Here is a 24,940-nt window from a genome sequence, read left to right on the forward strand (position 1 = left end):
AGAAATTATTCGGCGCAGCCAGCCACACGTCTGGCGACACCCTTGGCGTGAAACAGTTAGAGCCGTTTCTTGGATCTATCCACACCAAAGATCAGGCCAAGGGTCCGTTGAGCAGCGGCACAAAACGCACCGCATCCAGTACATGCCGAGAGAAACCATGCTCTTCACGGACAATCAGCAGCAGTTGCTGCACATCCCCCGCTCCGACTGGAATCACCAAACGCCCGTCAGGAGCCAGTTGATCGAGCAGCGCCTGCGGCACCTCGGCCGCCGCCGCAGTCACGATGATGCCGTTGTAGGGCGCCAGCGCCGACCAGCCCTCCCAGCCATCACCCCAGCGAAAGACCACGTTGCGCAGGTTGAGTTCGCCCAGCCGTTCTTTCGCGCGGTCTTGCAGCACCTGGATGCGTTCGACCGAGAACACCCGCTCGACCAGCTGAGCCAGCACCGCCGTCTGATAACCCGAGCCGGTGCCGATCTCCAGCACCTTATCCAAGGGCCCGGCCGCCAGTAGCAGCTCGGTCATGCGCCCGACCATGTAGGGTTGGGAGATGGTCTGGTTATGCCCGATGGGCAAGGCGGTATCTTCATAGGCGCGATGGGCTAACGCCTCATCGACGAACAAATGCCGAGGGGTACGGCGAATCACTTCGAGCACCCGGGGGTTGGACAACCCCTCTTCGTACAAGCGCTGAATCAATCGCTCGCGGGTGCGCTGCGAGGTCATGCCTATGCCGCGGTGCTGCAAATCGTCTTGCCCACGAGCCATCAGAGTAGGCCCTCCAACCAACTGTCGAGGCCCCTGAAGGCCTCATGAAAAGTACGATCCAGCTGCAGCGGAGTAATAGATACATAGCCCTGCATCACCGCATGGAAATCCGTACCTGGCCCACCATCCTCGGCATCGCCGGCCACCGAGATCCAGTAGCCTTCTTTGCCGCGCGGATTCATCACCTTGACTGGCGCCGCCGCGCGGGCACGGTGACCGAGGCGGGTCAGTTGGATGCCGCGGATATGCTCCAGCGGCAGGTTAGGGATGTTCACATTGAGCACGGTGCGCGGCGGCAGATCGAGTTTATCGTGAGCGGCGACCAACTTACGCGCAATGTAGGCGGCGGTCGGCAGGTTGTCCGGCTGGCGCGACAACAGCGAAAAAGCGAAGGCCGGCCGGCCGATGAAACGACCCTCCAGGGCAGCCGCCACGGTACCGGAATAGAGCACATCATCGCCCAGGTTGGCGCCCAGGTTAATACCCGACACCACCATCTCCGGCACCGGTTCCAGCAGGCCGTTAAGGCCCAGATGAACGCAATCCGTAGGGGTGCCATTCAGGCTGATAAAACCGTTAGCTAGGTAGTGCGGGTGTAACGGACGGTCGAGGGTCAGGGAGCTGCTTGCGCCGCTCTTGTCCTGATCCGGGGCGATGACTACACACTCGGCATAATCCACCAGCGCGGCATGCAGCGCGGCGAGGCCGGGTGCAGTCACCCCGTCATCGTTCGAAATCAGAATACGCATGGGTTATCCGTCTGCCCTGCCGGCAGCAGATCGACGAGCTCACGCACCATTACGGTGGCAAAGCATCCAGCCGGCAGGACGAATTCCAGTTGCAGAATGTCAGACTCGGGATAATGCCACGTCAACCCGCCAATGGGGAGGCGCAGGATGCGCCGTTCGTGCGCCATGCCTGCTGCGATCAACCAATCGCGCAATGCCGGCTCATGTTCAGCGACCGCCTGCTCCAAGATATAGGCAGCCCCCGTCGTCGGTGACTCACCCGCGCCCCACATCGGCCCCGTGGGATGCAGATCGAGAATCGCCAGACGCGGATCGGTGCATTCGGCCTCACCCGCAGGAAAAAAACTGCGGCTATCGGTGAAGGCCAGCAGATCCCCCACCCGTGCGTGCTGCCAACTGCCATCCGCCACACGGGCCGCCAGCACCTGATTAAACAAGTAGCTGCGGGCCGCCGAGAGCAAGCGTGAACGCAGGTTGCGTTGCTCGGGCAACTCTTTGCGACTGGCGAAATCACGCGCCTGCACGACATTGCCGCCCTGATAAGCAAAGCGCTGGGTGCCGAAGTAATTCGGCACCCCCTGGGCCGCAATCTGTTGCAGACGCGCTTCCAGGGCAGCGGGATCGCCGCTCAGCTGGGTCAAACGCAAGGTAAAACCATTCGCCGCATGCGCCCCGCGGTGCAGCTTGCGCTTGTGCCGCGCGACCTTGAGGATGCTCAGGGTTTCGCCTTCGGCGGCAGACAGGTCGGGGGCGGCCTTGCCTGGCAGATGCAGACTGAACCACTGGCGGGTCAGCGCCTGACGATCCTTCAAGCCGGCATAGCTGATCATCTTCAAGGGCACACCGGCGGCGCGAGCCAGTCGGCGGGCGGCTTCCTCGGTATTCAGCCCGCGCTTTTCCACCCACAACCAGAGGTGCTCGCCCTCTCCGGCCAATGGAATATCCAGCACTTCATCGACCTGGAAGTCTTCCGCCGTGGCTTTCAGTACCGCGCGGCCGACGGCCTCACCATGGGCTCGCGGACCCAGCAGTTCGAACTCGGTCATAGGGCCACCAACAAGGCGACCGCATGCACGGCTATGCCCTCTTCACGGCCGGTAAAGCCGAGTTTCTCAGTGGTCGTGGCTTTCACATTCACCTGATCCAATTCGACTGCCAGATCGGCGGCAATCGCCGCACGCATCGCCTCGATATGCGGCGCCATCTTCGGTGCCTGCGCGACTATGGTGGCGTCGACGTTGCCGACCTTCCAGCCTTTGGCCTGCACTAAGCCGAGCACATGACGCAGCAGTGCCCGGCTATCCGCGCCCTTGAACTGTGGATCGGTATCCGGGAAGTGTTTGCCGATATCGCCCAGCGCCGCCGCACCGAGCAAGGCATCGCTGAGCGCATGCAGCAGCACATCGCCATCGGAATGGGCGACCAGCCCGAATGGGTGGGGAATACGCACGCCGCCGAGGGTAATGAAGTCGCCTTCACCGAAGCGGTGCACATCGTAGCCGTGGCCAATACGCATTGAACTGCTCATGAAAAAATCGGGCCCTGAAAAGTCAGGGCCCGATTCTAACCGCTTTGGCCGGCCTTAGCCTTTCAGAGCCTGCGCATGATGGCGTAAATGCTCATCGATAAAGCTGGCGATGAAGAAATAGCTGTGGTCGTAGCCCGGCTGCAGCCTTAGCGTCAGCGGGTGACTGGCCGCCTTTGCGGCAGCCTCCAACGCCTCGGGCTTCAACTGATTGACGAGGAAATCGTCGCGATCGCCCTGGTCCACCAGGATCGGCAACTTCTCCGTAGCCTCCGCCAGCAGCGCGCAGGCATCCCACTCGCGCCAACGCGAACGCTCTTCACCGAGATAGCGCGAAAACGCCTTCTCGCCCCAAGGGCAGGACGACGGACTGCTGATCGGCGCGAAGGCCGACAGCGACTGATAGCGCCCTGGGTTACGCAGCGCGCAAACCAACGCCCCATGCCCGCCCATCGAGTGACCGCTGATACCCCGCCTGGCTGAAACCGGGAAGTGCGCCTCGATCAGCGCCGGCAACTCCTGCACCACATAATCGTGCATCCGATAATGCCGCGCCCAGGGCTCCTGGGTGGCGTTCAGGTAAAAGCCGGCACCCAGGCCGAAATCCCAGGCGCCGTCCGGATCACCCGGCACGTCCGGCCCACGCGGGCTGGTGTCCGGCGCGACTATGACCAACCCCAGTTCGGCAGCCAGGCGCTGGGCGCCAGCCTTGTGCATGAAGTTCTCATCGGTGCAGGTCAGCCCGGACAACCAATACAGCACCGGCAGTTTGGCGCCCTGCTCGGCCTGCGGCGGCAGGTAGACGGCGAACACCATGTCGCAACCGAGCACCTCGGATCGGTGCCGGTAACGCTTGTGCCAGCCGCCGAAGCTTTTCTGGCAGGAAATATTTTCCAGAGTCATGACAGTCTCCATAAGGTGCACCGTGCGCAGCACATGAATGCCAGCTGCGCACGACGCACCCTGCTTTCAGAAATGGATAACGGTGCGGATGCTCTTACCTTCATGCATCAGATCGAAAGCCTCGTTGATCCGCTCCAGCCCCATGGTGTGGGTGATGAAGGTATCCAGCGGAATCTCGCCCTTCTGCGCCTTCTCCACATAGCTCGGCAGCTCGGTACGGCCCTTCACGCCACCAAAGGCCGAACCGCGCCAGACGCGACCGGTCACCAGTTGGAACGGCCGGGTGCTGATTTCCTGGCCGGCACCGGCGACGCCGATGATGATCGACTCGCCCCACCCCTTGTGCGCGCACTCCAGCGCCGCGCGCATCAACTGCACATTGCCAACGCACTCGAAGCTGTAGTCGACGCCGCCATCGGTCAGCTCGATGATCACGTCCTGAATCGGCTTGGCGTAATCCTTCGGATTGATGAAGTCGGTAGCACCCAACTCCCTGGCCACGTCGAATTTGGCCGGGTTGATATCGATGGCGATGATCCGCGAAGCCTTGGCCATCTTGGCGCCGATGATCGCTGCGAGGCCGATGCCGCCAAGGCCGAAAATCGCCACGGTAGCGCCCTCCTCGACCTTGGCGGTATTGAGCACCGCACCGATGCCGGTGGTCACGCCGCAACCGAGCAGGCAGACCTTTTCCAGTGGCGCGTCCTTGGGAATCTTGGCCAGGGAAACTTCCGGCAGCACGGTGTACTCGGAGAACGTCGAGCAACCCATGTAGTGGTAGATCGGCTGCCCCTGATAGGAAAAGCGACTGGTGCCATCCGGCATCAGACCCTTGCCCTGGGTCGCGCGCACGGCGCTGCACAGGTTGGTCTTGCCTGATTTGCAGAATTTGCACTCGCGGCATTCCGCGGTGTACAGCGGAATCACATGATCGCCGACGGCAACAGACGTCACGCCCTCACCGACGGCTTCGACTATGCCGCCGCCTTCATGGCCGAGAATCGACGGGAACACGCCTTCGGAGTCCGCGCCGGACAGCGTATAGGCATCGGTGTGGCAAACGCCGGTGGCGACGATGCGCACCAGCACTTCGCCGGCTTTCGGCGGCTCGACGTCCACTTCGACGATTTGCAATGGTTGGTTGGGCGCAAAGGCAACGGCAGCACGCGACTTGATCATGAAGGTTCTCCGGCAGTTAAAACGATGGGCAGAGTGTAGATCAGCGCCATTTGATTAATAATCCACAGCAAAGCAAAACATTATTGCCATACAGGGACAATTAATCACCATGAATCGCTGGGAAGGCTTGGACGAGTTTGTCGCCGTGGCCGAATGCGGCCAGTTCACCGCTGCCGCCGAACGCCTCGGCGTATCCTCATCACACATCAGCCGGCAGATCGCCCGACTGGAAGAGCGTCTGCAAACCCGCCTGCTGTACCGCAGCACCCGGCGCGTGGCCTTGACCGAAGCCGGGCAGACCTTTTTGCAGCATTGCCAGCGCTTGCAGGATGCCCGCGAAGAAGCCCTGCGCGCGGTCGGCGAGCTAACCAGTGAGCCCAAAGGATTGTTGCGCATGACTTGCGCCGTGGCCTATGGCGAGCGTTTTATCGTGCCACTGGTGACCGACTTTATGGCCCGCCATCCGCAGCTACGGGTGGACATCGAACTGAGCAATCGCACCCTGGACCTGGTGCAGGAAGGGCTGGACCTGGCGATTCGCCTGGGTCGCCTGCAGGACTCGCGCCTGGTTGCTACGCGCCTGGCGCCGCGGCGCATGTACCTGTGTGGGGCGCCTGCCTACCTGGAACGCTACGGCCGACCGCACAGCTTGTCGGAACTGGGTCGGCATAACTGCCTGATCGGCAGCAGTGACGCCTGGAGCTTCCAGCAGGACGGCCGCGAATATTCGCAGCGGGTGCAAGGCAACTGGCGCTGCAACAGCGGCCAAGCGGTGCTGGACGCGGCATTGCGCGGCCTGGGCTTGTGCCAGTTGCCGGACTATTACGTGCAGGAGCACTTGAAAAGCGCTGCACTGATCTCGTTACTGGAAAACCATCAGCCGCCGAATACTGCAGTCTGGGCGCTGTATCCGCAGCAGCGGCACTTGTCGCCGAAGGTGCGACAGTTGGTCGATCATCTGAAGGCCGGACTGGCCGGGCGGGCGGAATATTCAAACGCGCTGGCCGAGCGATCCTAGGGCGTACTCGCGAAGCAGTACGCCACCCCGACAATGGCGGGCTGGTCGCTTCGCGACCGAGGCCGCCCTACGGTTGATCAGCGTTTTTGCGACCAGCGTTGACGCAACCACTCCAGGTCTTCCGGCCGGGTGATTTTAAGGTTGTCGGCACGGCCCTCGATCAAACGCGGCGACTGGCCGGCCCACTCGATGGCCGAGGCCTCATCGGTAATCCGCACGCCGGAAACCAAGGCATCGGCCAAGACGCGCTGCAAGGTACCGAGGCGAAACATCTGCGGCGTAAAGGCCTGCCAGATCACCGAGCGGTCGACGGTTTCCGCCACCCGGCCATCGGTGCCGGCGCGTTTCAGGGTATCGCGCGCCGGCACGGCGAGCAGGCCGCCGACCGGATCATCGGCTAATTCGGCGAGCAGCAGATCGAGATCGAAGCGCGACAGGTTTGGCCGCGCGGCATCATGCACCAGCACCCAATCGTCGTCGCTCGCACCCAACTCAGCCAACCGCAGCAAGCCGTTGAGCACCGAGTCGGCCCGCTCGACGCCACCCTCGGCGCGCTGGATACGCGAGTCGCGCGAGCAATCCAGCTGTGGCCAATAGGGATCATCCTCGGCCAGGCTCACCACCAAGCCGCGCAACTGCGGATGTCCGAGGAAACAGGCCAGGGTATGTTCGAGAATGGTTTTCCCGGCCAGTTCGAGGTATTGCTTGGGGCGGTCGGCGCCCATCCGCGCGCCCACCCCCGCAGCAGGAATCAGGGCCCAGAAGGCGGGGGCTGCAGAGGAAATCATTCGGTCAACTGATAGAGGGTCTCGCCCTCTTTAACCATGCCGAGTTCGTGGCGAGCACGCTCTTCGACTGTCTCCATACCCTGCTTCAGCTCCATCACTTCGGCTTCGAGGATACGGTTACGCTCGAGCAGGCGCTCGTTTTCACCTTTCTGCTCGGCGATCTGCTGTTGCAGGCTGGTGACCTGCGCCAGGCTGCCGTCGCCCACCCACAGACGATACTGCAGGCCAGCCAGCAGCAGGATCAGCGCGACGAATAACCCATAAGGTGATTTAGCCATTTGGCGAAAGGTATCCATACAAAAAGGGCAGCTTGCGCTGCCCTTTTACCATTCCTGGCTTAACCGCGGAACTCGGCACGACCATGGTACGGTGCTTTCTCACCCAATTGCTCTTCGATGCGCAGCAATTGGTTGTACTTGGACACGCGATCGGAGCGGCACAGCGAACCGGTCTTGATCTGGCCGGCAGCGGTACCCACGGCCAGGTCGGCGATGGTCGAGTCTTCGGTTTCACCGGAGCGATGCGAGATCACCGCCGTGTAGCCAGCCGCCTTGGCCATTTGGATGGCTTCCAGGGTTTCGGTCAAGGTACCGATCTGGTTGAACTTGATCAGGATCGAGTTGGCGATGCTCTTGTCGATGCCTTCCTTGAGAATTTTCGTATTGGTTACAAATAAGTCGTCGCCAACCAGCTGCACCTTCTCACCGATCTTGTCGGTCAACACCTTCCAGCCAGCCCAGTCGGACTCGTCCATGCCATCTTCAATCGAGATGATCGGATAACGCTGGGTTAGCCCAGCCAGGTAATCGGCAAAACCGGCAGCGTCGAACACTTTTCCTTCACCGGCCAGGTCGTACTTGTCACCTTCGAAGAACTCGCTGGAAGCGCAGTCCAGCGCCAGGGTCACATCGGTGCCCAGCTGGTAGCCGGCGTTGGCCACGGCTTCGGCGATGGCCGCCAGCGCGTCTTCGTTGGACGCCAGGTTCGGCGCGAAACCGCCTTCGTCACCCACCGAAGTGCTCAGACCACGAGCCTTGAGTACGGCCTTCAGGTGATGGAAAATCTCGGTGCCCATACGCAGGCCATCGGCGAACGTCTTGGCGCCAACCGGCTGCACCATGAATTCCTGGATGTCGACGTTGTTATCGGCGTGCTCGCCGCCGTTGATGATATTCATCATCGGCACCGGCATGGAGTACTGGCCCGGCGTGCCGTTGAGGTCGGCGATGTGCGCGTAGAGCGGCACGCCCTTGGCCTGGGCAGCGGCTTTGGCGGCGGCCAGGGATACGGCGAGGATCGCGTTAGCGCCCAAAGTGGCTTTGTTCTCGGTGCCATCCAGGGCAATCATCGCGCGGTCGAGCGCTTGCTGATCGACCGGGTCTTTGCCCAGCAGCAGGTCGCGGATCGGGCCATTGATGTTGGCCACGGCTTTCAACACACCCTTGCCCAGGTAACGGCTCTTGTCGCCATCACGCAGTTCCAGCGCCTCGCGGGAACCGGTGGAGGCACCGGACGGCGCACAGGCGCTGCCAACGATACCGTTGTCGAGGATCACATCCGCTTCTACTGTGGGGTTGCCACGGGAGTCGAGAACCTCACGACCTTTGATGTCGACGATCTTTGCCATTGTTATTAGCACTCCAAAATTTGACGAAAACGGCGCTGCAGAGAAGTTGGCGCTACCGTCTGCGAATGTTCAAAACGAATCGAGCCGGCTACGACGACTATCTGACTCACGGGTCAGAGCTCGTCCGAGCGGCACTTTACCGAAGAATGACCCGCTTAGGCAGTCTCAATCGGCGGAAAACTCTTCACCAGCTCATCCAACGCCTTGAGCTGAGCGAGGAAGGGTTCCAGCTTGTCCAGACGCAGTGCACAGGGGCCGTCGCACCTGGCGTTGTCCGGGTCTGGATGGGCCTCGAGAAACAGCCCCGCCAGACCTTGGCTCATGCCGGCCTTGGCCAGATCGGTGACCTGGGCACGGCGGCCACCGGCGGAGTCGGCACGCCCGCCCGGCATTTGCAGGGCGTGGGTCACGTCGAAGAACACCGGGTACTGGAACTGCTTCATGATGCCGAAGCCGAGCATGTCGACCACCAGGTTGTTGTAACCGAAGCTGGAACCGCGCTCACAGAGGATCAACTGGTCATTCCCGGCTTCCACGCACTTGGCCAGGATGTGCTTCATCTCCTGGGGCGCGAGGAACTGGGCTTTCTTGATGTTGATCACCGCGCCGGTCTTGGCCATGGCCACGACCAGGTCAGTTTGCCGCGACAGAAACGCCGGCAACTGGAGGATGTCGCAGACCGCCGCCACCGGCGCCGCTTGATAGGGCTCGTGGACGTCGGTAATCAGCGGCACGCCGAAGGTCTTCTTCACTTCCTCGAAGATCTTCATGCCCTCTTCCAGGCCGGGACCACGGAAGGAGCTGACCGAGGAGCGATTGGCCTTGTCGAAGCTGGCCTTGAAGACGTAGGGAATACCGAGCTTTTCGGTCACCCGCACATATTCTTCGCAGGTCTTCAGGGCCAGATCGCGCGACTCGAGAACGTTGATGCCGCCGAACAACACAAAAGGTTTGTCGTTGGCGATTTCGATAGCGCCAACCCGGATGACTTTCTGGGTCATGCCTTTCTCGCCTTCTGCGCCAGGGCCGCGTTAACAAAACCGCTGAACAAGGGGTGACCGTCACGCGGCGTGGAGGTGAACTCCGGGTGGAACTGGCAGGCGACGAACCACGGATGATCCGGTGCTTCCACCACTTCGACCAGGGCGCCATCGCCGGAGCGTCCGGTGACCTTCAAGCCGGCGGCCTGCAATTGCGGCAGCAGGTGGTTATTCACTTCGTAGCGGTGACGGTGACGCTCGACTATCACGTCCTTGGCGTAGCAATCGTGCACCAGCGAGCCGTTTTCCAGCTGGCAGTCCTGGGCACCCAAACGCATGGTGCCACCCAGATCGGAAGCCTCGGTGCGGGTCTCGACGCTACCGGCCGCGTCTTCCCACTCGGTGATCAGACCGACCACCGGATGGCCGCTGGCCTTGTCGAACTCAGTGGAGTTGGCATCGCTCCAGCCCAGCACGTTGCGGCCGAACTCGATGACTGCGACCTGCATACCCAGGCAGATGCCTAGGTAAGGAATCTTGTTCTCGCGGGCATAACGCACCGTGGTGATCTTGCCTTCGACGCCGCGCAGACCGAAGCCACCCGGCACCAGAATGGCGTCAACGCCTTCCAGCAGGCCGGTGCCTTGCTGCTCGATGTCTTCCGAGTCGATGTAACGCAGGTTGACCTTGGTGCGGTTCTGGATACCGGCGTGACTCATCGCTTCGATCAGCGACTTGTAGGCATCCAGCAACTCCATGTACTTGCCGACCATGGCGATGCTGACTTCTTTTTCCGGGTTCAGCTTGGCATCGACTACCCGCTCCCACTCGGACAGATCGGCACCGCCGCACTCCAGACCGAAGCGCTCGACGACGAAATCGTCCAGGCCTTGGGCATGCAGCACGGAAGGAATCTTGTAGATCGTGTCGACGTCTTCCAGGCCGATCACCGCACGCTCTTCGACGTTGGTGAACAAGGCGATCTTGCGCCGCGAGGCCATATCGATCGGATGGTCGGAGCGGCAAATCAGCACGTCCGGCTGCAGGCCGATGGAGCGCAGCTCCTTCACCGAATGCTGAGTGGGTTTGGTCTTGGTCTCGCCGGCGGTGGCGATATAGGGCACCAGCGTCAGGTGCATCAACATGGCGCGCTTGGCGCCCACTTCCACACGCAGCTGACGGATCGCCTCGAGGAACGGCTGCGACTCGATGTCACCGACTGTGCCACCGATCTCCACCATGGCCACATCGGCATCGCCGGCGCCCTTGATGATGCGACGCTTGATCTCGTCGGTGATGTGCGGAATCACCTGGATGGTCGCGCCCAGGTAATCGCCCCGGCGCTCTTTACGCAGCACGTCTTCATAGACGCGGCCGGTGGTGAAGTTGTTGCTCTTGGTCATGGTGGTGCGGATAAACCGCTCATAGTGACCCAGGTCGAGGTCGGTCTCGGCGCCGTCGTGGGTGACGAACACCTCACCGTGCTGGAACGGGCTCATGGTGCCCGGATCGACGTTGATGTAAGGGTCCAGTTTGAGCATGGTGACCTTCAGGCCCCGCGCCTCCAGGATAGCCGCCAATGAAGCCGAGGCGATGCCTTTCCCCAATGAAGAAACAACACCGCCCGTGACGAATATGTAGCGCGTCATGAAAAACCCTAGAAGTCTGCGTTTAAGCGGTCAGCGCCGCCGGGGAAAGCGAAGGAAGGCCTGGGCCCACCCATTACCAGCAGAACCTTAACCGGCGCTGCCTTGAAAATTGAAAGCCATCCACCGATTCCGAAGGAGTCTGCAGAAGCTGTATGAGACGGGAGCGTAGTCTACCGGAAAGGGCCTTTCAGCTCAAACCTTGGTCATTCGTCGGCGGCTGCCAGATCAGTTGCCAACTGCCCTCGGCGGGCCCATTCAGTCCCGGTAGGTTGGCGACCGCGAGCAACTCGTCGGCGCAATAGAGCAACGGCAATCGGCCACGCACGAAAGCGGGCAGCCCCGCCTCGTTAAGCAGGCGCTTGAGATCGCGATGGCCGCGACCCGGCAGTAGCAGCGACTCACCACCCTGGCGATAGCGCACCCGCAACTCGCCTGTCGGCCCCCGCCCTTGCACGCGTAAGCAGCCGTTGCCGGGCAGCCTTAGCGGTTGTTTGCAATCACGCCAAGACAGCGGCTGGTGCTCTTTCTGCAACCAGTCGCCGCTTAGCCACCACAACCGTCCGTCGGCCCGGCGCAGTTCGCCCTGGGCTAGACGCCAGACCGGCGCGGCATCCACGGCCGCATCACGCAAATCTTCCCAACCGGCCCAATGTTCGCTATCCGGCAAGAGCGTCAGCGGCGTCAGCCAATGGCGCAGAGCATTGCGTTGGCGCGCCGCCGACACAGCCAACAGCGGCGCAAGCATAAGCGAGGGCAATGGCAACCAGGGAAAGGCCGACGGCGTTTGCGCAATAGCCAGATCAAGCTCGGCCAGTTCATCCAGCAGGCCCTGCGCCTCGCGCAGATGTGCCGCGCTACGCGCCAACGTCACCACGGCTTGCGGCCAGTGGGCCGTTAGCTGCGGAAACACCCGATGACGCAGATAGTTGCGGGAAAATCGAGGGTCGCGATTCGACGGGTCCTCCACCCAGCTCAGCCCCTGCCCATGGGCATAGGCTTCCAACTCGGCACGCGAGAACGCCAGCAGCGGCCGCAACAGCCACCCGCGCCCCAGCGGTCGGCTACTCGGCATACCCGCCAAGCCACGCACGCCCGCCCCACGCAGCAGGCGGAACAATAGGGTTTCCGCCTGATCATCGCGATGCTGAGCCGTCAGCAGCACCTCGCCATCGGCCAAAGACTCGGCGAGCGCCGCATAGCGCGCCTCACGAGCGGCACGCTCCAGACTGGCGCTCGGCGCGACCCGCACCTGCCGCACCTGCAAAGGCACCCCCAGTTGCGCACAGACGTTCTGGCAATGCAGCGGCCACGCAGCAGCCGTGGCCTGCAGGCCGTGATGGATATGGATAGCGGAGAGTGGCGGCAAGGCCTCGCGCTTGGCGAGGCGTGCCAGGAGATGCAGCAGAACGGTGGAGTCGAGCCCGCCAGAAAAGGCGACGCGCCAAGCCGGCGCATCACGCCAGGGCGCTAGGCGCGCTAGCAACCTGGCAGACAGGTCCACTTAGGCGACGCCGTAACTCATCAGGCGCTCATAGCGGCGTGCCAGCAGCGCATCGGTATCGAGCTTCTGCAACGACTTCAACTGCGCCGTCAGCTCCTTGCGGATCGACTCGGCCGCCACAGCCGGTGCGCTGTGGGCACCACCTAGCGGCTCGTCGATGACTTTGTCGACGATGCCCAGGCCTTTCAAGCGCTCGGCGGTGATGCCCATGGCTTCCGCGGCATCCGGCGCTTTTTCGGCGGTTTTCCACAGAATCGAGGCGCAACCTTCCGGCGAGATCACCGCGTAGGTCGAGTACTGCAGCATGTTCAGCTGATCGCAGACACCAATCGCCAACGCGCCACCAGAACCGCCCTCGCCAATCACCGTGGCGATGATCGGGGTTTTCAGCCGTGCCATCACCCGCAGGTTCCAGGCGATGGCTTCACTCTGGCCACGCTCTTCCGCGTCGATGCCTGGATACGCGCCCGGAGTGTCGATGAAGGTCAGGATCGGCATCTGGAAACGCTCGGCCATCTCCATCAGACGGCAGGCCTTGCGATAGCCTTCGGGGCGCGGCATACCGAAGTTGCGCCGAACCTTCTCGCGCACTTCGCGACCCTTCTGGTGACCGATCACCATGACCGGCTGATCGTTCAAACGCGCCACACCGCCGACAATCGCCGGATCATCGGAGAAGTGCCGGTCACCGTGTAATTCATCGAACTCGGTAAAAATGTGTTCGATGTAGTCGAGGGTATAAGGCCGGCGCGGATGGCGGGCCAGCTTGGCGATCTGCCAACTGCTGAGATTGCCGAAGATGCTGGCGGTCAGGGTGCTGCTCTTGTCCTGCAGGCGAGCAATTTCATCGCCGATATTCAGCGAGTTGTCGTTACCGACCAAGCGCAACTCTTCGATCTTGGCTTGCAGATCGGCGATCGGCTGTTCGAAATCGAGAAAATTCGGGTTCATAGTCATCCGTCTTGCGTCGACGGCCAAGCGGCCGGGCGGCTGAGTCCGTTTAGCGCCTTACCTTACGGGATCAGGCGCATTCAGGTCGAGATTAAAAGTGTCGAGACTAACGCGGTGGGTTACCCCTCGCGCGTTAGCGGTAGTGCAAAAAGACGTTGTCGCGCCCGAACTGGTCACGCAATGTTTGAATCAAGCTGTCCGCCGGGTCGATCCGCCAGCCTTCACCGAACTGCAACAACGCCTTGGCCTCGCTGCCGGTGTAGTCCAGGGTGATCGGGCAGGCGCCGCGATGGCGCTTGCACAACTCGCCCAGCCAGCGCAGCCGATCGCCTTGCAGCGCCTCGCTGCGCACCCGCACCCGCAGGCTCTCCGCCAGCGAAGTGCGGGCATCCTCCAGGCTCAGCACGCGCTTGGCGCGCAGGCGCAGGCCGCCGGAGAAATCGTCGTTGCTGACCTCACCCTCGACCACCACCAGGGCGTCGGTTTGCAGCAGCGCCTGGGCCGAGTGGAACGCATCGGCGAACAGCGAGGCCTCGATCCGCCCGGAGCGGTCATCCAGGGTGATGAAGCCCATCTTGTCGCCCTTCTTGCTCTTCATCACCCGCAGGTTGACGATCAACCCCGCCACCGTCTGCGAGTCCCGCGCCGGCTTCAGATCGATGATCCGTTGGCGCGCGAAGCGACGTACTTCACCCTCGTACTCATCGATCGGGTGACCGGTCAGGTACAGCCCCAGGGTTTCTTTCTCACCGCGCAAGCGCTCTTTCAGTGACAGCTCTTTCGCCCGCCGGTGATTGGCATAGACGTCCGCCTCGCTATCCGCGAACAACCCGCCAAACAAGTCGGCATGCCCGCTGTCATGGCTGCGGGCGGTCTGCTCAGCGGCCTGAATCGCCTCTTCCATCGCTGCCAGCAGTACCGCGCGGTTACGGTCGATGTTGGCCTGATAGGCCTTGATTTCGTCGTGAAAGTACGGCCCGAGACGATCCAGCGCGCCGCTGCGAATCAGCGCATCGGTGGTGCGTTTGTTGATGCGCTTCAGGTCGACCCGTGCGCAGAAGTCGAACAAATCCTTGAACGGCCCGTCCTGACGCGACTCGACAATCGCTTCGACCGGCCCCTCACCGACGCCTTTGATCGCGCCCAGGCCGTAGACGATGCGACCATCGTCATTCACCGTGAACTTGAATTCCGAGCTGTTCACATCCGGCGCATCGAGGCGCAGCTTCATGCTGCGGCACTCTTCGATCAAGGTCACGACCTTGTCGGTGTTGTGCATATCCGCCGACAGCACCGCGGCCATGAACGGCGACGGGTAATGGGTTTTCAACCAAGCGGTCTGGTAGGACACCAGACCATAGGCCGCCGAGTGGGATTTGTTGAAGCCGTAGCCGGCGAACTTTTCCACCAGGTCGAAGATGTTGCCGGCCAGGTCCGCGTCGATGTTGTTCTTTGCACAACCTTCGATAAAGCCGCCGCGCTGCTTGGCCATCTCCTCGGGCTTCTTCTTACCCATGGCGCGCCGGAGCATGTCCGCCTCGCCGAGGGTGTAGCCGGCCATCACCTGGGCGATCTGCATCACCTGTTCCTGGTACAGGATGATCCCGTAGGTCGGCAGCAGCACCGGCTTGAGCCCGTCGTACTGGTAGTCCGGATGCGGGTAGGCCAGCTCGGCGCGGCCGTGCTTACGGTTGATGAAGTCGTCCACCATGCCCGACTGCAACGGGCCTGGACGGAACAGCGCCACCAATGCGATCAAGTCTTCCAGGCAGTCGGGCTTGAGCTTTTTGATCAGCTCCTTCATGCCGCGCGATTCCAGCTGGAATACCGCAGTGGTCTCGGCCTTTTGCAGCAGGCTGTAAGTCGGCTTGTCATCCAGCGGGATGAAGTCGATGTTCAGCGGCCCGTCACCGACCTTGGCGCGCTCGCGATTGATGGTTTTCAGCGCCCAGTCGATGATGGTCAGGGTGCGCAGGCCGAGGAAGTCGAACTTCACCAGACCGGCGGCTTCCACATCGTCCTTGTCGAACTGGGTTACCAGGCCGCCGCCCTCGTCGTCGCAATAGATCGCCGAGAAGTCGGTCAGCTTGGTCGGCGCGATCACCACGCCCCCGGCGTGCTTGCCGACGTTACGGGTGATGCCTTCGAGCTTGCGGGCCATCTCCCAGATTTCCGCCGCTTCCTCGTCGATCTTGAGGAAGTCGCGCAGCACTTCCTCCTGCTCGAAGGCCTTTTCCAGGGTCATGCCGACTTCGAACGGGATCATCTTCGACAGACGGTCGGCCAGGCCGTAGGACTTGCCCTGCACCCGCGCCACGTCGCGCACCACCGCCTTGGCCGCCATGGTGCCGAAGGTGATGATCTGGCTGACCGCGTTGCGCCCGTAGGTTTGCGCCACGTACTCGATGACCCGGTCGCGACCATCCATGCAGAAGTCGATATCGAAGTCGGGCATGGAGACCCGTTCCGGGTTGAGGAAACGTTCGAACAGCAGGTCGTATTGCAGCGGGTCGAGGTCGGTGATCTTCTGCACATAGGCCACCAGCGAACCGGCGCCCGAGCCACGCCCAGGACCGACCGGAATGCCGTTGCGCTTGGCCCACTGGATAAAGTCCATGACGATCAGGAAGTAACCGGGAAAGCCCATCTGGATGATGATATCCAGCTCGAAATTCAACCGATCGACATACACCTGCCGTTTGGCTTCATAGTTCGGCGTGGTGTCTTTCGGCCAGAGCACGGCCAGGCGCTCTTCCAGGCCATCGAAGGAGACCTTGCGGAAAAACTCGTCCATGGTCATGCCTTCCGGCACCGGGAAGTTGGGCAGGAAGCTCTTGCCCAGCTGCACCTCGATATTGCAGCGCTTGGCGATCTCGACGGTGTTTTCCAGCGCCTCGGGCAGGTCGCTGAACAGCGCCCACATCTCCTCGGGCGTTTTCAGGTACTGCTGGTCGCTGTAAGTCCGCACCCGGCGCGGGTCGTCCAGGGCCCGACCTTCGCCGATGCACACGCGGGTTTCATGGGCCTCGAAGTCGCCCTGCTTGATAAAGCGCACATCGTTGGTCGCCACCAGGGGCACCTCACAACGTGAGGCCAAGGCCACCGCCAGGTGCAGATACTCTTCGTCGTTGACCCGGCTGGTACGTTGCAGCTCCAGGTAAAAACGCTCGGGAAACACCGCCTGCCACTCGCGCAATGAGGCCTCGGCCTCTTCCGGGTTACCGGCCAGCAGGTTCAGGCCGATCTCGCCCTCCTTGGCCCCGGACAGCGCGATCAGCCCCTCGGCCGCTGCTTTCACCCACTCGCGCTCGATGATCACCTCACCGTTGCGCTGACCTTCGATGAAACCACGGGAAATCAGCTCCGTCAGATTGCGGTAGCCCTTGGCGTTCATCACCAGCAAGGTCAGGCGGCTGAGCGGGCCGTCCTCATCCTTGCTCGCCAGCCACAGGTCGGCGCCACAGATCGGCTTGATCCCGGCGCCCATGGCGGCCTTGTAGAACTTCACCAGCGAGCACAGGTTGCGCTGATCGGTGACCGCCACCGCCGGCATCCCCGCAGCCGCCGCGGCCTTGACCAGCGGCTTGACGCGCACCAGGCCATCGACCAGGGAGAACTCGGTGTGCAGACGCAGGTGAACAAAGGTGGCGGACATGCTGATCCTATAAAAAGCACAAAAACGACAAGGCCCGGATTGTACCGGGCCTTGGAGGAAACATCAGCTTGCCGGCTCAAGGCTTTTAGCAGGCGGTTGAATTAAAGGTAGCGAGCGGCGGCTAGTCCTGAAACTCCAACAATTTGCGCACCGGCGCGAAGGAGCGTCGATGGATCGGCGTCGGCCCCAGACGCTGCAAGGCTTCGAGGTGCAGCGGGGTGGGATAGCCCTTATGCCCGGCAATGCCATAGCCGGGGTACTGCGCATCCAACACCAGCATCTCGCGATCACGGCTGACCTTGGCCAGGATCGACGCCGCGGCGATCGCCGGCACCTGACTGTCGCCCTTGATCACCGCAGCGCTGGGCACCGCCAGTTGCGGGCAACGATTACCATCGATCAGCGCCAGTTTGGGCGTGATACTCAGGCCCTCGACCGCACGCCGCATGGCCAACAGGGTGGCGTGGAGAATATTCAGGCGGTCGATCTCTTCCACCTCGGCGCGCGCGATGTACCAGGCCAAGGCCTTCTCACGGATTTCATCGAAGAGTGTTTCCCGCCGCGCCTCGCTGAGCTTTTTCGAATCGTTCAAGCCCAGAATAGGCCGACGCGGATCGAGAATCACCGCAGCAGTGACCACCGCACCACACAACGGCCCACGCCCGACCTCATCGACTCCGGCGACCAAGTCTTCGACCAGGCTGAAATCCAGACCCAGCTGCATCAGTTCGCGCCTATCAGGCTGAGCACCGCCGTCGCGGCCTCGGTCGAAGCATCCCGGCGCAACGCCCGATGGATCACATCGAAACCTTCGGTCTGCACTTCGCCGCCGTCCAACAGCGGTGCCAGCACCTGCGCCAGTGCTTGCGGCGTGGCGGCATCCTGCAACAGTTCGGGCACCAACAGGCGCCCGGCCAACAGGTTGGGCAACGACACATAAGGGCTTTTCAGCAAGCGTTTGAGAATCCGATAGGTCAAGGGCGCCACGCGATAAGCCACCACCATCGGCCGCTTATAGAGCAAGGCCTCCAGGGTGGCAGTGCCCGAGGCGATCAGCACCGCATCGCAGGCGGCCAACGCCGTATGGGATTGACCATCGAGCAGGGTCAACGGCAAATCACGCCCGGCCAGCATCGATTCCAGCTGCACGCGCCGCTCGGGGCTGGCGCACGGCAGCAGGAAGCGCGTGCCGGGGCGCAACGCTCGCAGGCGTAGCGCCGCATCGAGGAACAAGGCACCCAGGCGCGAGACTTCACCGCCACGACTGCCCGGCATCAACGCGACCACCTGGCCTTCCTCGGGCAGCTCCAGTTCGGCCCGTGCGGCAGCGCGATCGGCCTGCAAGGGAATGACATCCGCCAGCGGATGACCGACGAAACGCACCGGCACGCCATGTCCGTCGTAGAACTGCGCCTCGAACGGAAACAGCGTCAGCATCAGGTCGCAGGCCTCACGGATCTTCAGCACGCGCTTCTGCCGCCAGGCCCAGACCGACGGGCTGACGTAATGCACGGTCTTGATCCCGGCGCGACGCAGTTTGAGTTCGACGCCGAGATTGAAGTCCGGCGCGTCGATCCCGATGAACACATCCGGTTTGGCCGCAATCAGCGTCTGAATCAGGCGTTTACGCCGCGACAACAGCTCCGGCAGGCGGCCGAGCACCTCGACCAGGCCCATCACCGCCAGGCGCTCCATGGGGAAATAAGGCTTCAGCCCCTCGGCCTGCATGCGCGGGCCACCGACGCCGATGAACTCGATCTCCGGCTGTTGGCTTTTCAGCGCCTGCATCAACCCGGCGCCGAGAATATCGCCAGAGGCCTCGCCAGCCACTAGCGCGACGCGCAATACAGCAGCCATGGGTTAGCGCGTAATGCCGCGTGACGAGGCTTGAATGGAGTCGATAAACACCGCGACTTCCGGAAACTGTGCAGCCGACTCAGCCAGTTCGGCCAGGGCTTTATCGACAGTCAGACCCTGACGGTAAACCACCTTATACGCGCGGCGCAGCGCTTGAATCGCCTCATCGCTGAAGCCACGGCGCCGCATGCCCTCGAAGTTCATGCTGCGCGCTTCGGCCGGGTTACCGAACACCGTGACATAGGCCGGCACGTCTTTACCGATCGCCGTACCCATCCCGGAAAAACTGTGGGCGCCGATGCGGCAGAACTGATGCACCAGGGTAAATCCGGAGAGGATCGCCCAGTCATCGACATGCACATGGCCCGCCAGCGCGGTGTTGTTGACCAGGATGCAATGGTTGGCGATCACGCTGTCGTGGCCAATATGCGCATAGGCCATGATCAGGTTGTGATCGCCGATGGTGGTCTCGGCACGATCCTGCACGGTACCGCGATGGATGGTGACGCCCTCGCGGATCACGTTGTGATCGCCGATCACCAGGCGCGTCTCTTCACCCTTGTACTTGAGATCGGGAGTGTCTTCACCCACCGAGGAGAACTGATAGATACGGTTATGTTTACCGATCTTGGTCGGCCCCCTGAGGATCACATGGGGGCCAACCACTGTACCCTCGCCGATTTCCACACCAGCCCCGACTATCGACCAGGGGCCGACTTGAACGTCGTCTGCCAGCTTGGCAGTCGGGTCGATGATTGCGCGAGGGTCAATCAAACTCATAGTTTGCGTTCCGCACAGATAATTTCAGCCGAGCAGACTTCTTTACCGTCGACACTGGCACGGCACTCGAACTTCCAGATGCTGCGCTTGCTGCTCAGAAACTTGGCTTCCAGGATCAACTGGTCGCCCGGCGTCACCGGCTGGCGGAAACGCAGTTTGTCGGAGCCGACGAAGTAGTACAGAGTGCCATCGGTCGGCTTGAGGTCCATCATCTTGAAGCCGAGGATGCCCGCAGCCTGGGCCATTGCCTCGATGATCAGCACACCCGGCATGATCGGATGCTGAGGGAAATGCCCGTTGAAGAACGGCTCATTGATGCTGACATTTTTATACGCACGAATGCACTTACCTTCAGCAGCATCCAGCTCAACCACGCGATCCACCAGCAGGAACGGGTAGCGGTGCGGCAGGTATTCGCGAATTTCGTTAATGTCCATCATGTTCGGGGGAGCCTGTAGTGAAAGTTGGGGACTCGCATTAACCGCGAGTCACGCATCAGATGAAGCATCCCCGGCCGGGGTCACGGCTGCCAGGCGCTTTTCCAACTGCTGCAGGCGGCGCGCCATGTCATCCAGCTGGCGGAAGCGCGCGGCGCTTTTCTTCCAGTCCGCAGCCGGTTGCATAGCAGTTCCGGAGGAGTAGGCTCCGGGCTCGGTAATCGAGCGGGTGACCATGGTCATGCCAGTGACGAAAACACCGTCACAGATTTCGATATGCCCAACCAGGCCGACACCACCCGCGAGCATGCAGTGCTTGCCGATTTTAGTGCTGCCGGAAATCCCGACACAGGCGGCCATCGCCGTGTGATCACCGACCTGCACGTTGTGGGCGATCATGATCTGGTTATCCAGTTTGACGCCATTACCGATCAGGGTGTCGGCCAATGCCCCACGGTCAATGGTGGTGTTGGAGCCGATCTCGACATCATCGCCCACAGTGACTCCGCCAATCTGCGCGATCTTCTGCCAGACGCCTTTCTCGTTGGCGAAGCCAAAGCCCTCACCACCTATGACCGCGCCGGACTGAATGACGACCCGCTTACCGATGCGCACATCGTGATAAAGGGTGACCCGCGGAGCGAGCCAGCCGCCCTCGCCCAACACCGTACGCGCGCCAATAAAACAATGCGCGCCAATGGTCACGCCGGCACCGATTTGCGCACCACTCTCAACCACCGCATAGGCGCCGATGCTGGCACTGGGGTCGAGCTGGGCATCCGCCGCGATCACGGCAGTCGGATGCACACCGACAGCGGCCTTCGGCTTAGGATCGAACAGATGGGAGAGTTGCGCGTAGGCCAGGTAAGGATTGGCGACCAGCAAGGCATCGCCGGCATAAGCCTCGGCATCGGCTGGCGCCAGCAAGAGCGCACCGGCACGGGTCTCGGCCAGGTACTTGCGGTATTGCGGGTTAGCCAGAAAGCTCAGCTGCTCGGGACCGGCCTCGTGCAGGGTAGCCAGCCCGCCGATCGTCTTGTCCGCGGCGCCACGCAAGGTGGCGCCGAGACGCTCGGCCAGTTGACCGAGGGTAAACACCGTTGCCGTCATGATCAGCGCAGCTGATTCATGCGCTCGATGACTTGGCGAGTGATGTCGTACTGAGGTTTGACATCGATCACCGCACCGCGCTCGAGCACCAGGTCAAAGCTGCCCTTTTTGATCACTTCTTCGACCGCCTTATCCAGGTTCGGCTTGAGCTTCTTCAGCATCTCACGGTCGGCAACGGCTTTGGCTTCGTTCAGTTCCTTGGACTGGAACTGGAAATCGCGGGCCTTCTGCTTGAACTCGAGCTCGAGACGCTCGCGCTCGCCTTGCGGCATTTTTTCGCCTTCTTTAACCAGACGGTCCTGGATGCGTTTGGCATCGGTTTCCAGAGTTTTCAACTTGTTCAGTTGCGGGCCAAATTTCTTTTCCGCATCCACGGCGTACTTCTTCGCCGAGTCGGACTCGAGAAGCGCCATTTGATAATTAAGCACGGCGATTTTCATCTCGGCGAATGCCGGAGTCGCCATAAAGGCAACGCTTAACAGAACCAATTGAGTCAACTTACGCACGATGCACTCCTGCAAAACTGTTGTCGTTACAAATTATCAGACAGTTAGAACGTCTGACCGAGGGAGAACTGGAACACTTGGGTATCGGCATCATCCGGTTTCTTGACTGGCATGGCCAAGCTGAAGCTCAGCGGGCCCAGCGCGGTAATCCAGGTCAGACCAACACCGACAGAACTGGCCAGACCGTCCACCCCGAGGTCGCAACCACTGTCGCCGCGACTCTTTTGGGTGGCACTGCAATTGGTGTCGAACACATTACCGACATCCCAGAACAGCGAGGTCCGCAGGGAGCGCTGGTCCTTGACGAAGGGCAGCGGGAACAGCAGTTCGACGCCACCTTGAACTAGCACATTACCACCGAAGGGCAGTGGATCCTGATCGGGGTCGGCCAGCGTACCTTGGTTACCCGTCACGCCCACACCAAGGCTCGGCGTGCTGCGCGGACCGAGGCTGCTATCCTCGAAACCGCGGACCGAGTTGAAACCGCCGGCATAGTAGTTCTCGTAGAACGGCAAGCCGGAGGTCGAGCCGTAGCTATCGCCATAACCCAACTCGGTATGGAACCGCATGGTGGTGGACTTGGTCAGCGGCTGGAACAACTGGCCACGATAATCCAGCTTGAAGAACGACAGGTCGCTGCCCGGCAGCGTGCTTTCCAGCACCAGGCTCTGCGAATGGCCACGGTTAGCCAGCACGCCACGGTTCAGGGTCGACTCGGACCAACCGGCCGAGGCCTTGAAGTTGAGATAACTGTCACCTTCCTGCTCGAGGAAACTGAAGATCTCATCGACGGTATAGACGCCAGTACTGATCTCATCCTGCTGCGCGGTCAGGCCAAAGGTCAGGCGCGAAGTCTCGCTGATCGGATAACCCACGCTAACGCCGCCACCCAGGCTATCTACCGCATAGCTGGAAACATCGGTATCCAACTCGTCGTAGTCGGTAGTCCGGTAGAAGGCGTTGTAACCCAAGCTAACGCCATCGACAGTCCAGTAGGGGTCGACGAAGCCAAAGTTGTAGCGGGTCTGGTACTCACTGCGCGTCAGGCCGACGCTGACCTTGTTACCCGTACCCAGGAAGTTGTTCTGGCTGATCGAGCCACCCAAAATCAAGCCGGCATTCTGCGCAAAACCAACGCTGGCCGTGATGGAACCCGAAGCTTGCTCTTCGACGCTGTAGTTCACATCGACCTGATCATCGGTGCCCGGCACTTGCGGGGTTTCGACGTTGACCTCTTTAAAGAAGCCGAGACGCTCCAGACGAGTCTTGGATTGGTCGATCAGGTAAGTAGAAGCCCAGCCACCTTCCATCTGGCGCATTTCGCGACGCAGCACTTCGTCTTCGGACTTGGTGTTGCCGCGGAAGTTGATGCGATTGACGTAAGCTCGCTTACCCGGGTTAACCACAAAAGTGATAGAGACCGTGTGGTCTTCGTCATGCGCTTGCGGCACACCATTGACGTTGGCGAAGGTATAGCCTTCGTTACCCAGACGGCGGGTGATCAATTCGGACGTGGTGGTCATCACTTTACGCGAGAACACCTGGCCTTCCTTGACCAACAACAACTTCTTGACCTCTTCCTCGGGCACCTTCAGGTCACCACTGAGCTTGACCTCGCGCACACTGTACTTCTGTCCTTCATCGACGTTGACCGTGATGTAGACGTGCTTCTTATCCGGGGTAATGGACACCTGAGTGGAGGAGATATCCATATTGATGTAGCCGCGGTCCAAGTAATAGGAACGCAGGCGCTCCAAGTCACCCGAGAGCTTTTCGCGGGCGTACTTGTCATCGTTCTTGAAGAAGGACAACCAGTTGGTGGTCTTCAGCTCAAACAGATCTATCAGATCTTCATCGGCGAAAACGCTATTACCCACCACGTTGATGTGCTGGATAGCCGCGACTGTGCCTTCGTTAATATTGACCTTCAACGCCACGCGGTTGCGCGGCTGCGGAATCACTTCCGTTTCGATCTCGGCCGAGTAGCGGCCCTGAGCCACATACTGGCGCTGCAACTCGTTACGCACCCCTTCAAGCGTCGCCCGCTGAAAAATCTCGCCTTCCGACAGGCCTGACTGATTCAAGCCTTTGAGCAGGTCTTCACTGGTGATGGCCTTGTTGCCCTCGATCTCGATGCTGGAGATTGAAGGACGCTCCACCACGGTAATAACCAGCACATTGCCATCACGACCGAGCTGGATATCCTGGAAGAAACCGGTTTTGAACAGGGCGCGAGTAGCCTCCACCAATTGACGGTCATCCGCCTGCTCGCCAACGTTAAGCGGCAAGGCACCGAACACGCTGCCCGCGGAAACCCGCTGCAAGCCGTTGACGCGAATATCGGAGATGGTGAAGGACTCGGCGTGAACTTCGGCGATCATCAGTGCGGCAAGCACCACAGGTAGCAGCAGACGTTTCATGAAGTCCTTTCTTATTTCCAACTGACGATAAAAAATCTGCCGCAAAAGGCGACACTTTTTGTAAATGCTGAGAGCGTAATTCAGTAATGCGTTACAGCCGACTCAAGTCGTTTACCAGGGCCAGTAGCATCACCCCGACGACCAGACTAATACCGATCTGCATCCCCCAACCTTGCACTCGCTCTGACAAGGGACGACCACGCACCCACTCGATCAGATAAAACAGCAGATGCCCCCCATCTAGGACGGGTATCGGCAAAAGATTGAGAACCCCCAAACTGATGCTCAGATAGGCTAGGAAATTCAGAAAATCCCCTACCCCCGACTGGGCCGAAGCGCCCGCCACTTTAGCAATGGTTATCGGCCCGCTCAAGTTTTTTACCGAGAGCTCGCCGAAGAGCATTTTCTTTAGCGAATCAAGGGTCAAGACGCTCATTGTCCAGGTGCGGCTGAAGCCCTCGCCCACGGCCTCCAAGGGGCCGAAACGGACCTCGCGCAACATCTCGGCCGGCCACTCGACCCCCTGCACCCCTGCC

General features: G+C 61.2%; 23 protein-coding genes. 1 reads left to right on the plus strand and 22 read right to left on the minus strand.

The features are described 5' to 3' along the window. Positions 1 to 91: 91 nt before the first annotated feature. From FFS13_RS18180 to FFS13_RS18205, 6 genes are all read right to left on the minus strand, one after another. A complete protein-coding gene (locus FFS13_RS18180; protein ID WP_171006517.1) occupies positions 92 to 727 on the minus strand; it encodes a protein-L-isoaspartate(D-aspartate) O-methyltransferase in 636 nt (211 codons plus the stop codon). A gap of 41 nt (positions 728 to 768) precedes the next feature. Then, on the minus strand, positions 769 to 1,518 hold the full coding sequence (gene surE, locus FFS13_RS18185) for a 5'/3'-nucleotidase SurE (RefSeq protein ID WP_137820462.1): 750 nt from the start codon (positions 1,516 to 1,518) through the stop codon (positions 769 to 771). Then, positions 1,506 to 2,564 (minus strand): tRNA pseudouridine(13) synthase TruD, encoded by a 1,059-nt coding sequence (gene truD, locus FFS13_RS18190; protein ID WP_137820463.1) that lies wholly within the window; start codon positions 2,562 to 2,564, stop codon positions 1,506 to 1,508. Before truD ends, surE begins: the two co-directional genes overlap by 13 nt. Next, positions 2,561 to 3,034, minus strand: a complete 474-nt coding sequence (gene ispF / locus FFS13_RS18195; RefSeq protein ID WP_137820484.1) for a 2-C-methyl-D-erythritol 2,4-cyclodiphosphate synthase — start codon at positions 3,032 to 3,034, stop codon at positions 2,561 to 2,563. The genes truD and ispF overlap by 4 nt, the downstream gene beginning before the upstream one ends. Before the next feature lie 66 nt (positions 3,035 to 3,100). Continuing rightward, positions 3,101 to 3,946 (minus strand): S-formylglutathione hydrolase, encoded by an 846-nt coding sequence (gene fghA / locus FFS13_RS18200; RefSeq protein ID WP_137820464.1) that lies wholly within the window; start codon positions 3,944 to 3,946, stop codon positions 3,101 to 3,103. 66 nt (positions 3,947 to 4,012) lie between these two features. Then, positions 4,013 to 5,125 (minus strand): S-(hydroxymethyl)glutathione dehydrogenase/class III alcohol dehydrogenase, encoded by a 1,113-nt coding sequence (locus FFS13_RS18205; RefSeq protein WP_137820465.1) that lies wholly within the window; start codon positions 5,123 to 5,125, stop codon positions 4,013 to 4,015. Positions 5,126 to 5,234: 109 nt separating this feature from the next. Here FFS13_RS18205 and FFS13_RS18210 point away from each other — a divergent pair, with 109 nt between their 5' ends. Then, positions 5,235 to 6,143: a LysR substrate-binding domain-containing protein gene (locus FFS13_RS18210; protein WP_171006514.1), complete on the plus strand. Its 909-nt coding sequence runs from the start codon at positions 5,235 to 5,237 to the stop codon at positions 6,141 to 6,143. A gap of 77 nt (positions 6,144 to 6,220) precedes the next feature. Here the strand turns inward: FFS13_RS18210 and ispD are convergent, their stop codons facing one another. The 16 genes from ispD to rseP all read right to left on the minus strand — a co-directional run. Beyond that, positions 6,221 to 6,931 (minus strand): 2-C-methyl-D-erythritol 4-phosphate cytidylyltransferase, encoded by a 711-nt coding sequence (gene ispD, locus FFS13_RS18215; protein ID WP_171006515.1) that lies wholly within the window; start codon positions 6,929 to 6,931, stop codon positions 6,221 to 6,223. After that, complete coding sequence (ftsB, locus tag FFS13_RS18220; protein ID WP_137820467.1) at positions 6,928 to 7,209, minus strand: cell division protein FtsB; 282 nt, start codon at positions 7,207 to 7,209, stop codon at positions 6,928 to 6,930. The genes ispD and ftsB overlap by 4 nt, the downstream gene beginning before the upstream one ends. A 59-nt stretch (positions 7,210 to 7,268) precedes the next feature. Continuing rightward, positions 7,269 to 8,558, minus strand: a complete 1,290-nt coding sequence (gene eno, locus FFS13_RS18225) for a phosphopyruvate hydratase (protein ID WP_137820468.1) — start codon at positions 8,556 to 8,558, stop codon at positions 7,269 to 7,271. A gap of 155 nt (positions 8,559 to 8,713) precedes the next feature. After that, positions 8,714 to 9,559 (minus strand): 3-deoxy-8-phosphooctulonate synthase, encoded by an 846-nt coding sequence (gene kdsA / locus FFS13_RS18230; protein ID WP_137820469.1) that lies wholly within the window; start codon positions 9,557 to 9,559, stop codon positions 8,714 to 8,716. Beyond that, complete coding sequence (locus FFS13_RS18235; RefSeq protein WP_137820470.1) at positions 9,556 to 11,187, minus strand: CTP synthase; 1,632 nt, start codon at positions 11,185 to 11,187, stop codon at positions 9,556 to 9,558. Before FFS13_RS18235 ends, kdsA begins: the two co-directional genes overlap by 4 nt. A gap of 187 nt (positions 11,188 to 11,374) precedes the next feature. Further along, positions 11,375 to 12,688, minus strand: coding sequence for a tRNA lysidine(34) synthetase TilS (gene tilS / locus FFS13_RS18240; protein WP_137820471.1), 1,314 nt, complete (start codon positions 12,686 to 12,688; stop codon positions 11,375 to 11,377). Further along, positions 12,689 to 13,639 carry an acetyl-CoA carboxylase carboxyltransferase subunit alpha gene (locus tag FFS13_RS18245; protein WP_137820472.1) on the minus strand — a complete coding sequence of 317 codons (951 nt, stop codon included), beginning with the start codon at positions 13,637 to 13,639 and terminating at the stop codon, positions 12,689 to 12,691. Positions 13,640 to 13,772: 133 nt separating this feature from the next. Beyond that, positions 13,773 to 17,294, minus strand: coding sequence for a DNA polymerase III subunit alpha (gene dnaE, locus FFS13_RS18250; protein ID WP_137820473.1), 3,522 nt, complete (start codon positions 17,292 to 17,294; stop codon positions 13,773 to 13,775). A 121-nt stretch (positions 17,295 to 17,415) separates the two neighbouring features. Beyond that, positions 17,416 to 18,018, minus strand: a complete 603-nt coding sequence (gene rnhB / locus FFS13_RS18255) for a ribonuclease HII (RefSeq protein WP_137820474.1) — start codon at positions 18,016 to 18,018, stop codon at positions 17,416 to 17,418. Beyond that, positions 18,018 to 19,151, minus strand: coding sequence for a lipid-A-disaccharide synthase (gene lpxB, locus FFS13_RS18260; protein ID WP_137820475.1), 1,134 nt, complete (start codon positions 19,149 to 19,151; stop codon positions 18,018 to 18,020). The genes rnhB and lpxB overlap by 1 nt, the downstream gene beginning before the upstream one ends. A gap of 3 nt (positions 19,152 to 19,154) precedes the next feature. Beyond that, on the minus strand, positions 19,155 to 19,931 hold the full coding sequence (gene lpxA, locus FFS13_RS18265) for an acyl-ACP--UDP-N-acetylglucosamine O-acyltransferase (RefSeq protein ID WP_137820476.1): 777 nt from the start codon (positions 19,929 to 19,931) through the stop codon (positions 19,155 to 19,157). Continuing rightward, positions 19,928 to 20,371 carry a 3-hydroxyacyl-ACP dehydratase FabZ gene (gene fabZ / locus FFS13_RS18270; RefSeq protein ID WP_137820477.1) on the minus strand — a complete coding sequence of 148 codons (444 nt, stop codon included), beginning with the start codon at positions 20,369 to 20,371 and terminating at the stop codon, positions 19,928 to 19,930. Before fabZ ends, lpxA begins: the two co-directional genes overlap by 4 nt. A gap of 48 nt (positions 20,372 to 20,419) precedes the next feature. Further along, positions 20,420 to 21,478: a UDP-3-O-(3-hydroxymyristoyl)glucosamine N-acyltransferase gene (lpxD, locus tag FFS13_RS18275; RefSeq protein ID WP_137820478.1), complete on the minus strand. Its 1,059-nt coding sequence runs from the start codon at positions 21,476 to 21,478 to the stop codon at positions 20,420 to 20,422. Between the two features lie 2 nt (positions 21,479 to 21,480). Further along, entirely contained in the window at positions 21,481 to 21,984 is a 504-nt protein-coding gene (locus FFS13_RS18280) for an OmpH family outer membrane protein (RefSeq protein WP_137820479.1), read from the minus strand. 44 nt (positions 21,985 to 22,028) lie between these two features. Continuing rightward, positions 22,029 to 24,404 carry an outer membrane protein assembly factor BamA gene (gene bamA / locus FFS13_RS18285; protein WP_137820480.1) on the minus strand — a complete coding sequence of 792 codons (2,376 nt, stop codon included), beginning with the start codon at positions 24,402 to 24,404 and terminating at the stop codon, positions 22,029 to 22,031. A 91-nt stretch (positions 24,405 to 24,495) separates the two neighbouring features. Beyond that, positions 24,496 to 24,940: RIP metalloprotease RseP (gene rseP, locus FFS13_RS18290; RefSeq protein ID WP_137820481.1), on the minus strand; the 445-nt coding region annotated here is incomplete at its 5' end.

Source organism: Pseudomonas sp. 2FG (genome assembly GCF_005502935.1).
Lineage (GTDB): Bacteria > Pseudomonadota > Gammaproteobacteria > Pseudomonadales > Pseudomonadaceae > Aquipseudomonas.

What these genes read in the sequence shown, in the direction of transcription:
- FFS13_RS18205 (WP_137820465.1), bottom strand. Translation starts at nt 5,125, where the DNA reads ATGATCAAGTCGCGTGCTGCCGTTGCCTTTGCGCCCAACCAACCATTG.
- eno (WP_137820468.1), bottom strand. Translation starts at nt 8,558, where the DNA reads ATGGCAAAGATCGTCGACATCAAAGGTCGTGAGGTTCTCGACTCCCGT.
- surE (WP_137820462.1), bottom strand. Translation starts at nt 1,518, where the DNA reads ATGCGTATTCTGATTTCGAACGATGACGGGGTGACTGCACCCGGCCTC.
- dnaE (WP_137820473.1), bottom strand. Translation starts at nt 17,294, where the DNA reads ATGTCCGCCACCTTTGTTCACCTGCGTCTGCACACCGAGTTCTCCCTG.
- ispF (WP_137820484.1), bottom strand. Translation starts at nt 3,034, where the DNA reads ATGCGTATTGGCCACGGCTACGATGTGCACCGCTTCGGTGAAGGCGAC.
- FFS13_RS18235 (WP_137820470.1), bottom strand. Translation starts at nt 11,187, where the DNA reads ATGACGCGCTACATATTCGTCACGGGCGGTGTTGTTTCTTCATTGGGG.
- kdsA (WP_137820469.1), bottom strand. Translation starts at nt 9,559, where the DNA reads ATGACCCAGAAAGTCATCCGGGTTGGCGCTATCGAAATCGCCAACGAC.
- ftsB (WP_137820467.1), bottom strand. Translation starts at nt 7,209, where the DNA reads ATGGCTAAATCACCTTATGGGTTATTCGTCGCGCTGATCCTGCTGCTG.
- lpxA (WP_137820476.1), bottom strand. Translation starts at nt 19,931, where the DNA reads ATGAGTTTGATTGACCCTCGCGCAATCATCGACCCGACTGCCAAGCTG.
- FFS13_RS18180 (WP_171006517.1), bottom strand. Translation starts at nt 727, where the DNA reads ATGACCTCGCAGCGCACCCGCGAGCGATTGATTCAGCGCTTGTACGAA.
- lpxD (WP_137820478.1), bottom strand. Translation starts at nt 21,478, where the DNA reads ATGACGGCAACGGTGTTTACCCTCGGTCAACTGGCCGAGCGTCTCGGC.
- rnhB (WP_137820474.1), bottom strand. Translation starts at nt 18,018, where the DNA reads ATGCAGCTGGGTCTGGATTTCAGCCTGGTCGAAGACTTGGTCGCCGGA.
- bamA (WP_137820480.1), bottom strand. Translation starts at nt 24,404, where the DNA reads ATGAAACGTCTGCTGCTACCTGTGGTGCTTGCCGCACTGATGATCGCC.
- ispD (WP_171006515.1), bottom strand. Translation starts at nt 6,931, where the DNA reads ATGATTTCCTCTGCAGCCCCCGCCTTCTGGGCCCTGATTCCTGCTGCG.
- lpxB (WP_137820475.1), bottom strand. Translation starts at nt 19,151, where the DNA reads ATGGCTGCTGTATTGCGCGTCGCGCTAGTGGCTGGCGAGGCCTCTGGC.
- fghA (WP_137820464.1), bottom strand. Translation starts at nt 3,946, where the DNA reads ATGACTCTGGAAAATATTTCCTGCCAGAAAAGCTTCGGCGGCTGGCAC.
- fabZ (WP_137820477.1), bottom strand. Translation starts at nt 20,371, where the DNA reads ATGATGGACATTAACGAAATTCGCGAATACCTGCCGCACCGCTACCCG.
- FFS13_RS18245 (WP_137820472.1), bottom strand. Translation starts at nt 13,639, where the DNA reads ATGAACCCGAATTTTCTCGATTTCGAACAGCCGATCGCCGATCTGCAA.
- truD (WP_137820463.1), bottom strand. Translation starts at nt 2,564, where the DNA reads ATGACCGAGTTCGAACTGCTGGGTCCGCGAGCCCATGGTGAGGCCGTC.
- FFS13_RS18210 (WP_171006514.1), top strand. Translation starts at nt 5,235, where the DNA reads ATGAATCGCTGGGAAGGCTTGGACGAGTTTGTCGCCGTGGCCGAATGC.